This window comes from Pantoea sp. E956-1 (genome assembly GCF_982223955.1).
Genome location: NZ_CEUYZP010000009.1, coordinates 197,477 through 208,394 on the forward strand (window position 1 = coordinate 197,477; position 10,918 = coordinate 208,394).

Here is a 10,918-nt window from a genome sequence, read left to right on the forward strand (position 1 = left end):
CAGATTTAACCGGAGCTGGATTTGTCAGCAGTCTGAAGCGGCCCTCAGGCCGCTTTTTATTTAGTCCGCGTCGTAGCCGAGATTCGGCGCCAGCCAGCGCTCCACTTCTGTGACCGACATCCCTTTGCGTGCCGCATAATCTTCCACCTGGTCACGCTGGATCTGCGCCACGGCGAAATAGCGGCTGTCAGGATGGCTGAAGTTCCAGCCAGATACTGCCGCGCCCGGCCACATGGCAAAGGATTCCGTGAGCTTCATGCCGGTCTGTTCTTCCACCGCCAGCAGACGCCAGATGGCGGCTTTCTCAGTGTGCTCCGGGCAGGCCGGATAGCCTGGCGCCGGACGTATCCCCTGATAATTTTCCCGAATCAGCTCTTCATTGCTGAGATTTTCGTTGGGCGCGAAGCCCCAGATCACCTTACGTACCCGCTCGTGCAGGTATTCGGCAAAGGCTTCCGCCAGACGGTCAGCCAGCGCTTTCACCATGATCTTGTTGTAGTCGTCATGCTGACGATCGTACGCCTCCGCCAGTGCATCCTCTTCCAGCCCGCCAGTCACCGCAAAGGCCCCGAGATAGTCCGCTTTACCGCTCGATTTCGGGGCCACAAAATCCGCCAGACAGTAGTTGGCGAAGTCGGTTTTTTCGGTCTGCTGGCGTAAGTGATGACTTACACACAAAATCTCATCACGCCGTTCATCACTGTAGAGATGAATATCATCGCCGACCCGGTTAGCCGGAAAAATACCGACCACGCCACGTGGCTTCAGCAGCGACTGCTGGCTTAATCTGTCGAGCATCGCATTGGCATCGGCAAACAGACGCTGCGCCTCTTCACCCACCACCTCATCCTCCATGATGCGGGGATATTTGCCCGCCAGCGACCAGGTCATAAAGAACGGCGTCCAGTCGATGTAGTTGCGCAGCGTTTCAATACTGGCCTCCACCTGGCTGACCCCGGAACGATGCGGCACGGGAGGCGTGTAACTCTCCCAGTCAATTGAGGTGGCGTTATCGCGCGCCGCCTGCAGCGAGACCGGCGGCGTACGTGGCTTTTTACGTGCATGCTGAATACGCACGGTCTCGTACTCTTTGCGGGTTCGGGCGACGAAATCCTCTTTTAACGTGGCGGAAAGCAGCGACGACACCACGCCAACGGTGCGTGAGGCGTTCTGCACGTAGACCGTCGGGCCGCTGTAATGCTGCTCAATTTTGACAGCGGTATGGGCCTTCGAGGTGGTCGCGCCGCCAATCAGCAGCGGTAAGGTAAAGCCCTGACGCTCCATCTCTTTCGCCATGTTGACCATCTCATCCAGCGACGGCGTAATCAGGCCTGATAAGCCGATGATGTCCGCATTCACTTCGCGCGCCGTTTTGAGAATTTTTTCACCCGGCACCATCACGCCAAGGTCAATGATTTCGTAGTTATTACACTGCAGTACCACGCCGACAATATTTTTGCCGATGTCGTGCACGTCGCCTTTGACCGTGGCCAGCACGATTTTACCGTTGCTGCGCCCCGCCTCTTTACTGGCTTCGATAAAGGGCTCCAGATACGCCACCGCCTGCTTCATCACGCGCGCCGATTTCACCACCTGCGGCAGGAACATCTTGCCTTCACCGAACAGGTCACCGACCACGTTCATGCCGGACATCAGCGGGCCTTCAATCACCTCTATCGGCCGTGGCACCTGCTGGCGCGCCTCTTCGGTATCCTGCTCAATAAACTCGGTGATCCCCTTGACCAGCGAATACTCCAGCCGTTTCACCACGTCCCAGCTGCGCCATTCCGCGAGCTGTTTTTCCTGCGAGCCATCGCTTTTGCCGCCACGGTATTTCTCCGCCAGCGCCAGCAGCCGCTCGGTGCCATCATCCCGCCGGTTAAGAATCACATCCTCTACTGCGTCGCGCAGCTCTGCCGGTAAATCGTCATAGATGGCCAGCTGGCCTGCGTTGACGATGCCCATATCCATGCCTTTACGGATGGCGTAATAGAGAAAAACGGCATGTATCGCTTCACGCACCGGATCGTTGCCACGGAATGAAAACGATACGTTGGAGACGCCACCGGAGATCATCGCATGGGGTAGCTCGCGCTTAATATCTTCGCAGGCACCAATGAAATCCATGGCGTAGTTGTTGTGTTCGTCGATGCCGGTGGCGACCGCAAAGATGTTGGGGTCAAAGATAATATCTTCCGGCGGGAAACCAACCTGTTCGGTGAGGATCTGGTAAGCACGGCGGCAGATCTCTATTTTTCGGGCGCGGGTATCCGCCTGACCCACTTCGTCAAACGCCATGACCACCATCGCCGCGCCGTAACGCCGGACCTGACGCGCATGATGAATAAAGGCCGCCTCACCCTCTTTCATCGAAATTGAGTTCACGATCCCTTTGCCCTGAATGCACTGCAACCCTTTCTCAATCACCTCCCATTTTGAGGAGTCGATCATGATCGGCACGCGGGCGATATCGGGTTCGCCAGCAATCAGATTCAGAAAGCGCACCATCGCCGCCTCGGCGTCGAGCATGCCCTCATCCATGTTGATGTCGATGATCTGCGCGCCGCTCTGCACCTGCTGCAACGCCACTTCCAGCGCTTCGTTATACTTCTCTTCTTTGATCAGCCGTTTGAATTTTGCCGAGCCGGTGACGTTGGTGCGCTCACCGACGTTAACAAACAGTGACTCTGCGGTGATGTTAAGCGGCTCCAGACCGGAGAGACGACAGGCCACCGGGATCGTCGGCAACTGACGCGGGGCGACGCCTTCAACCGCCGCCACCATGGCAGCGATATGTTGCGGTGTGGTGCCACAGCAGCCGCCGATAATGTTCAGGAATCCGGCGGTGGCCCATTCACCAATCTGCTGCGCCATCAGTTCCGCATCCAGATCATATTCGCCAAAGGCATTGGGCAGACCGGCGTTGGGATGGGCGGTCACGTAGCCTTCAGCGATGCGCGACAGTTCCGCCACATACTGACGAAGCTCGTCGGGTCCCAGTGCGCAGTTCAGGCCAAAAGAGAGCGGTTCGGCGTGACGCAGCGAGTTGTAAAAAGCTTCGGTGGTCTGGCCGGAGAGTGTTCGGCCGGAGGCGTCGGTAATGGTGCCGGAGATCATCAGCGGCAGCGTCACACCCAGCGCTTCCATCTCGGTCTGCACCGCATAGATAGCCGCCTTGGCATTCAGCGTATCGAACACCGTTTCAATCATGATGAGGTCGCAACCGCCCTCCACCAGCGCGCGGGTCGATTCGCGGTACGCCTCCACCAGCTGATTAAAAGTGACGTTACGGTAGGCAGGATCGTTGACGTCGGGTGAGATCGAGCAGGTGCGGTTGGTCGGGCCGAGCACACCCGCAACATAACGCGGACGATCCGGCGTTTTCGCCGTCCATGCATCGGCGCAGGCTCGCGCCAGACGGGCCGCTTCAAAATTGATCTCCGCCGATAAACTTTCCATCTGGTAATCCGCCATCGCAATCGACGTGGCGTTAAAGGTGTTGGTTTCGAGGATATCCGCACCCGCCGCCAGATAAGCGTCGTGGATCTCGCGGATCACCGCCGGTTTACTCAGCACCAGCAGATCGTTGTTGCCTTTGAGATCACAAGGCCAGTCAGCAAAACGGCTGCCGCGATAATCCTCTTCTTCCAGCTTATAGCTCTGGATCATGGTGCCCATACCCCCATCCAGCACCATAATGCGTTTTGCGAGCTGCTGTTTTAACGCATCGATTTTATTGCTCACTGTTGCCCCATTCACGTCAGTCTGCTGGCGGAAAAGCCCGTTTTTCATTCTGGCACAAGCTGGTCAGGCGACAAAGTAACCTCGAATGAGAGATTTTCAGGTCTCGGCTGTACAGGTCTGACCAGAAAACCAGCGTTTGCAAAGCGCGTGATTAAAACGAAAATGATTTCCACAATGTAAAAGGAGAAACAATGATGGCAACGCCAGTTCCTGTTAAGCGCGGCAAGAAACCCCGTGGCACCCCTGTCGCCGCACCCGCGGGCGGTCAGGTGCAATCGCTGACCCGCGGCCTGACGCTGCTGGAGCTGATTGCTGACTCACATGGCAGCGTGGCGCTGACCGAGTTGGCGCAGCAGGCGGGTTTGCCTAACTCCACCACGCATCGCCTGCTCAGCACCATGCAGCAGCAGGGTTTTGTCCGGCAGGTGGGCGATCTCGGGCTGTGGACGATCGGCGCACACGCCTTCGTGGTTGGCAGCAGTTTCCTGCAGAGCCGTAACCTGCTGGCGATGGTACACCCGGTGCTGCGTAGCCTGATGGAGCAGTCCGGTGAAACGGTGAATCTGGCGGTGCTGGATCTCAGCGATCACCAGGCGGTGATCATTGATCAGGTGCAGTGTACCCAGCTGATGCGAATGTCCGCGCCGATTGGCGGCAAGCTGCCGATGCATGCGTCTGGCGCAGGTAAAGCGTTTCTGGCCCATCTGGGCGATGAGCAGGTCACCGCCCTGCTGCATCAGAAAGGATTGCATTACTACACGCCGAAAACCCTGATGTCGCCGCAGAGTCTGAAAGAGAATCTGGCGCTGGTGCGCAAAGCGGGCTTCTCATTTGATGATGAAGAGCATGCGCTTGGACTGCGCTGTGTCGCCGCGCCGATCTATGACGAACATGGCGAGGCGTTTGCCGCGCTCTCCATCTCCGGCCCCATCGCCCGCATGACAGACGATCGGATTACTGAATTAGGTGCACTGGTCATCCGCGAAGCGCGCCAGGTTACGCTGGCGTACAGCGGTCGTTGACAGCCTCTGCCGCGTAGCAGACGCTGAAACGCTGCGTCTGCCGCCAGGCGATCACCTCTTCCACATGGCCCTGGGCAATGCGCTGCTGCTGCGCGCGCCACCAGCGGGCGTCGAATATCTCCGGATGCAGTTGCAGCAGCAATGCGCCGGTAGCGGCTTCACTGCATAACGCATAGCGAAAGGTTTCCGGGAAGACATCGTCCGGCCCGACGCTGTACCAGGGCTCGGCGCTGAGTTCATCCTCCTCATAGCGCGCCGCGGGCACCTCCCGGAAGTGCAGCTCCTGCATCGGGCGAATCTCATCGTAATCGTAAAAAATCACCCGGCCATGACGGGTGATGCCGAAGTTTTTAAACAGCATATCGCCGGGAAAGATATTGGCCGCCGCCAGCTGTCGGATGGCGTTGCCATACTCTTCAATCGCGTGACGCCGTTGTTCGACGCTGGCCTGCATCAGATAGAGATTAAGCGGCTGCATACGACGCTCCAGCCACAGATGACGAATAATCAGGCGATCGCCTTCAATATGCAGCTTCTCAGCCACGCAGGCGTGGAGCTCTGCCAGCAGCGCCGGTGAGATGCGCGACAGCGGCAACGCAAACTGCTCGAACTCCTGCGTATCCGCCATACGACCCACGCGATCGTGCTCTTTGACCTGCTGATAACAGGCGCGGACCTGCGCTTCCGTCACCTCTTTTTGCGGCGCGAAGCGATCCCTGATGACCTTGAACACCCAGTCAAAGCCCGGCAGCGTGAAGACCAGCATCACCATGCCGCGCACGCCGGGTGCGATCTCAAAGGCCATCGCATTCTCTGCCAGCGCCTGAAGATATTCGCGATAGCTCTCGGTTTTACCGTGCTTCTGGCAGCCAATCGCCATATAGCGTTCCGCCAGGGTTTTGCCAGGCAGAATCGGTTGCAGCCAGGCGACCAGCGCCGCAGGGACCGGCGCATAAACCATGAAATAGGCGCGGGCAAAACCAAACACAATGCTGGCGTCATTCACATCGGTCAGACAGGTGTCGATCCACAGTTCGCCCGTTTCACTGCGCTGAATCGGCAGCAGACAGGGAAAAATGCCCTCCGGCAGATGCAGGCGCGCCACCAGCCAGGCGGTTTTGTTACGATAGAAAAGTTCACTGTTAACCTCGAGCCAGCCCTGGTCCAGCCGGGGAAAATGCGACTGCAGGTGGCGGACAATCCAGCCGACATCGCGCGCGCGGTGCTGCCACGGCAACGTCAGCGGTAAATCGCTCAACACCTGCTCCACCAGTGCCAGCCAGCCCCGCTCCGGCTGATAACGGCGCGATAACGGGCGCAAAGGTGTGACCGGCGCGGTCAGGGATTGAGAGCTGAAGATAAACAGCCGGTCCGGCTGCAGATCGGCATGTCCATGTAACCGGCAGTAGACGGAATTAAAGAAGCTTTCGGCAATTTCATGCCGTGGATAGCCGGGCAGCAGGCTTTGATAGTGGTCCTTAACCCGCAGCCAGAACATCTCATCCCAGCTGGCCGCACCGTTCAGCACCCGCAATTGATCGGCAACCAGACTGACGTGATGATCATAGAGATGAATGCGGGCCTTCATAGCATGCTGCACCGCCTGCCATTCTGCCTGCTCAAACCGCTGCTGCGCGCCAGCAGTGATGTCGAGAAAGCGACCATACTGCGCATCAAAACCCTGCAGAATAGTGTGGGCAATTAAGGATTCACGTGGCGGCATAGACAGCTCCGGTCAATGCCCGCCCGCGGTTTGCGGACGGGGAATCAGTCAGAGAAAAAGAGTCAGAACTGATGCTCTTCGGTCGACCCGGTGAGCGCGGTAACAGAGGACTTACCGCCCTGAATGATGTTGGTCACCTGATCAAAATAGCCGGTGCCCACCTCCTGCTGATGTGACGAGAAGCTGTATCCGCGATCGCGGGCAGCGAACTCAGGCTGCTGAACCTTTTCCACGTAGTGACGCATCCCTTCGCCCTGCGCATAGGCATGTGCCAGGTCGAACATGTTGAACCACATGCTGTGGATGCCTGCCAGCGTGATGAACTGGAAGCGATAACCCATGTCGCTGAGCGCCTGCTGAAACTTCGCGATAGTGCGGTCGTCGAGGTTCTTCTTCCAGTTGAACGATGGCGAACAGTTGTACGCCAGCAATTTGCCGGGGAAGCGCGCATGAATGGCGTCGGCAAAGCGCTGCGCCATCGCCAGATCCGGCGTCGAGGTTTCACACCACAGGATGTCAGCATAAGGTGCATAGGCCAGACCGCGACTGATCGCCTGTTCGATGCCGGCGTGGGTGCGAAAGAAGCCTTCTGCCGTCCGGTCGCCCTGGATAAAGGGACGATCGTATTCATCGCAGTCTGAGGTAATCAGGTCAGCGGCGTCGGCGTCGGTGCGCGCCAGCAGCACGGTGGGCACGCCCATCACATCGGCAGCCAGCCGTGCCGCTACCAGTTTCTGAATGGCTTCCTGGGTCGGTACCAGAACTTTACCGCCCATGTGACCACATTTTTTTACCGCCGCCAGCTGATCTTCGAAATGGACCGCCGCCGCGCCCGCCTGAATCATCGCCTTCATCAGCTCATACGCATTCAGCACGCCGCCAAAGCCGGCTTCAGCATCAGCGACAATCGGCAGAAAGAAATCGGTGTGCCGGCTGTCACCCGCTTCAATGCCGCTGGACCACTGAATCTGATCGGCGCGCTGAAAAGTCTGATTAATGCGCGTCACCACCTCCGGCACTGAGTTCACCGGGTAGAGCGACTGATCAGGATACATCTGCCCCGCCACGTTGGCATCCGCAGCAACCTGCCAGCCAGAAAGGTAGATCGCTTCGATGCCCGCTTTGGCCTGCTGCAGTGCCTGCCCGCCGCTCAGCGCACCCAGGCTATTGATATACCCTTTCTTCGCTTCGCCATTCAGCAACGCCCATAATTTCTCCGCACCGCGCTCTGCCAGCGTACAGGCGGGCAGTACCGAGCCGCGCAGATTGACGACTTCTGCTGCGCTGTAAGGGCGGGTAATACCCTGCCAGCGTGCGGTCTGCCAGAGTTGTTCCAGTTGATCTATCTGTTGAGTACGTGTCATGGCAATAGCTCCTCTGTTCAGGGGATCAGGCGATAGCCTGGCAGGGTAAGAAAGGAAACCAGCTCGCGCTCGGTGGTGATCTGAGCCATCAGCTGCGCCGCGTCGTCATAGCGACCGGCGCTAAAGTGGGCTTCGCCCAGCGCGTTTTGCAACAGATGCAGCTCTTCGTTGAGCCAGCGCAGAAACAGTTCAGCCGTGACCTGCTGGCCGTTGTTCAGCATTTGCTGATGACGAATCCATTGCCAGATTGAGGTGCGTGCGATCTCAGCGGTGGCGGCATCCTCCATCAGTCCGTCAATCGGGACACAGCCGTTACCGCTGATCCACGCCTCAAGGTATTGCAGCGCAACACGGATGTTAGCGCGCATACCGGCTTCGGTGCGTTCACCCTGACAGGGTGCCAGCAACTGCTCCGCCGTGATCGGCGCATCCTCTTCCCGCATGACCTGCAGCTGGTTTGCCCGGTCGCCCAGCGCGGTGTTGAAGACCGCCATCGCGGTATCTGCCAGACCAGGATGAGCAATCCAGGTGCCGTCATGCCCATTACCAGCCTCCCGCTGCTTATCTTCCGTCACGCGCTGCAGTACCCAGGCATTGCGCGTGGGATCTTTAGCGGGGATCAGCGCTGACATCCCGCCCATCGCAAAAGCCCCCCGGCGATGACAGGTTTTAATCAGCAGTCGCGAATAAGCGTCCAGGAACGGCTGAGACATGGTGACGGACTGACGATCCGGCAGCACGCGATCCGCATGCTGTTTCAGGGTTTTGATATAGCTGAAGATGTAATCCCAGCGGCCACAGTTGAGACCAGTGATGTGATCGCGCAGATTCCACAGGATCTCATCCATCTGAAACACGGCGGGTAACGTTTCGATCAGGACAGTGGCTTTGATCGTGCCGCGTGGCAGATCGAACTGATCCTCGCTGAAACTGAAGATCTCACGCCACCAGGCGATCTCCTGCCAGCTCTCGGTTTTCGGCAGATAGAAATAAGGCCCGCTGCCTTTGGCCAGTAATGGCCGGACGTTGTGGAAGAAATAGAGCGCGAAATCAAACAGCCCGGCCGGAATGGCCTTCCCCTGCCAGCTGACATGTTTTTCTGACAGATGGAGGCCGCGCACCCGACACATCAGTACCGCAGGGGTAGCGCCGAGCTGATAAATTTTGCCTTTATCGCTGGTATAACTCAGGGTGCCCTGTACTGCTTCGCGCAGTGTCAGCTGCCCGTCAATCAGCTTTGACCACTCCGGAGACAGTGAATCCTCAAAGTCGGCCATAAAGACTTTAACGTTTGAGTTCAGGGCGTTAATCACCATTTTACGATCGGGTGGGCCGGTAATCTCGACCCGACGATCGTCTAAATCTGCCGGAATAGATTGAATACGCCATTCACTGGCTCTTATGGAAGCTGTTTCCATATCGAAGTCTGGCAGATAGCCCTGGTCATATTGCTGCTGACGCTGCTGGCGAGCCGATAACAGCACTTCGCGTTGCGGTGCAAAGCGTGCAACCAGAGTCTCTAAAAAAGACACCGCCTCGGGCGTTAACAACTGCTGTTCGGCATGGCTAAAGGGCTGGCTGAAAATCAGGGTATGGCTGATCACTGAGTCTGTCATGCTGGCGTTCTCCTGTATTCAAAGGATCGAAAGCAGCGGATCCACGCGGTGTTTATTTAGTGAGCTACAGGATCAGAGCATAAGCATTTATTTTTTTAAATCAAAAACTATTTCCATTTTAAATTAATAACGCATTCATTCCTTTGTTTTATTTACAATAAAATTTTTATTCATTAAAGGAATTGCTTTCATTACGCGTTTTACAGGCGAAAAAAAACCGTGTTGCCATCGGCTAACACGGTTCAGTTGATCTTCAGACGGGACTATTCCAGCGTCGGGTTCATGTGACGCAGATCGAATGGCGTGATCTGGTAAACGTAGTAGTTGAGCCAGTTCGAGAACAGCAGATTGCCGTGACTGCGCCAGGTGGCGCGAGGTGGTAAAGCCGGATTATCCTGCGGGAAATAGTTATAAGGAACTTCCGGATTCACCCCCGCTTCATAATCGCGATGGTACTCACCAGACAACGTCAGGGCATCATATTCCGGATGACCGGTAACAAACACCAGGCGTTTATCTTTACTCGCCATCAGATAGGCACCGGTCTGTTCCGATTCAGCAAACAGCTCAAGATCGGTGTAATCCGTAATCAATTGAGTAGGGAAATCAGCATAGCGTGAGTGCGGCGCGAGGAAATTATCATCAAACCCACGGGTCAGTAGCGCATGAGGATGCAGTATCTGATGCTCATAGACGCCAGACAGTTTGTTATGCCGGGTTTGCTTGGGAATACCATACAGAATATTAAGCGCAGCCTGTACCGCCCAACAGACAAACAGGGTTGAGGTGACGTGCTCATTTGCCCAATGCAGTACACGCTGAATCTGTGGCCAGTAGGCAACATCATTAAAATCAACCAGCCCGAGTGGCGCACCTGTCACGATTAAGCCATCGTAGTTATCATGCTGGATATCTTCAAAATTGCAGTAAAAGTTGTTGAGGTGCTCAGTGGGCGTATTGCGTGACTCACGGCTGTCGATGCGCAGTAACTGAATATCGATCTGTAAGGGCGAGTTGGAAAGCATACGCAGGAACTGATTCTCCGTTTCGATCTTTTTCGGCATCAGATTCAGTATGAGCACTTTAAGCGGGCGGATCTCCTGAACACTGGCGCGCGACGATGTCATCACAAAGACATTTTCGTCACGCAAAAAATTCACTGCCGGTAATTCGTCGGGAACCCTGATTGGCATAACCTGCTCACCTCTTACAACCATATAAACGTTTAGACATCCAGATGCCCAACATTAGCCTGTTCGTTGTAAGATGTCGAGGTTTGATGCAGAAAATGAAAATGTTTCAGCTTAACGAGGCAAAGTGCTGACGTAAAAAAGCCCCGCACTTTCGTGCGGGGCTTCTTCACTTATTTAATGCCTGGCAGTTCCCTACTCTCGCATGGGGAGACCCCACACTACCATCGGCGCTACGGCGTTTCACTTCTGAGTTCGG

General features: G+C 56.4%; 6 protein-coding genes and 1 rRNA gene. 1 reads left to right on the forward strand and 6 read right to left on the reverse strand.

Going from position 1 to position 10,918, the window contains the following annotated elements:
* Positions 1-60 precede the first annotated feature (60 nt).
* Positions 61-3,744, reverse strand: coding sequence for a methionine synthase (gene metH, locus AC0T7J_RS19735; protein ID WP_473796207.1), 3,684 nt, complete (start codon positions 3,742-3,744; stop codon positions 61-63).
* A 194-nt stretch (positions 3,745-3,938) separates the two neighbouring features.
* On the opposite strand from metH, the gene iclR reads away from it, so the two are divergent.
* Positions 3,939-4,766 carry a glyoxylate bypass operon transcriptional repressor IclR gene (gene iclR / locus AC0T7J_RS19740; protein ID WP_275103100.1) on the forward strand — a complete coding sequence of 276 codons (828 nt, stop codon included), beginning with the start codon at positions 3,939-3,941 and terminating at the stop codon, positions 4,764-4,766.
* Here the strand turns inward: iclR and aceK are convergent.
* The 5 genes from aceK to rrf form a co-directional block, all read right to left on the reverse strand.
* Positions 4,741-6,489: a bifunctional isocitrate dehydrogenase kinase/phosphatase gene (gene aceK, locus AC0T7J_RS19745; RefSeq protein ID WP_473796170.1), complete on the reverse strand. Its 1,749-nt coding sequence runs from the start codon at positions 6,487-6,489 to the stop codon at positions 4,741-4,743. The two genes, iclR and aceK, sit on opposite strands and share 26 nt — an antisense overlap.
* Before the next feature lie 62 nt (positions 6,490-6,551).
* A complete protein-coding gene (aceA, locus tag AC0T7J_RS19750) occupies positions 6,552-7,853 on the reverse strand; it encodes an isocitrate lyase (RefSeq protein ID WP_010672196.1) in 1,302 nt (433 codons plus the stop codon).
* A gap of 17 nt (positions 7,854-7,870) precedes the next feature.
* Positions 7,871-9,469, reverse strand: coding sequence for a malate synthase A (gene aceB / locus AC0T7J_RS19755; protein WP_473796174.1), 1,599 nt, complete (start codon positions 9,467-9,469; stop codon positions 7,871-7,873).
* 263 nt (positions 9,470-9,732) lie between these two features.
* The gene (gene metA / locus AC0T7J_RS19760) at positions 9,733-10,662 is read right to left on the reverse strand and encodes a homoserine O-succinyltransferase MetA (RefSeq protein ID WP_473796177.1); all 930 of its coding nucleotides are present in this window, start codon (positions 10,660-10,662) and stop codon (positions 9,733-9,735) included.
* Positions 10,663-10,841: 179 nt separating this feature from the next.
* A 5S ribosomal RNA gene (gene rrf / locus AC0T7J_RS19765) occupies positions 10,842-10,918 on the reverse strand; the annotation flags it as partial.

What these genes read in the sequence shown, in the direction of transcription:
- iclR (WP_275103100.1), top strand. Translation starts at nt 3,939, where the DNA reads ATGGCAACGCCAGTTCCTGTTAAGCGCGGCAAGAAACCCCGTGGCACC.
- aceK (WP_473796170.1), bottom strand. Translation starts at nt 6,489, where the DNA reads ATGCCGCCACGTGAATCCTTAATTGCCCACACTATTCTGCAGGGTTTT.
- aceA (WP_010672196.1), bottom strand. Translation starts at nt 7,853, where the DNA reads ATGACACGTACTCAACAGATAGATCAACTGGAACAACTCTGGCAGACC.
- aceB (WP_473796174.1), bottom strand. Translation starts at nt 9,469, where the DNA reads ATGACAGACTCAGTGATCAGCCATACCCTGATTTTCAGCCAGCCCTTT.
- metA (WP_473796177.1), bottom strand. Translation starts at nt 10,662, where the DNA reads ATGCCAATCAGGGTTCCCGACGAATTACCGGCAGTGAATTTTTTGCGT.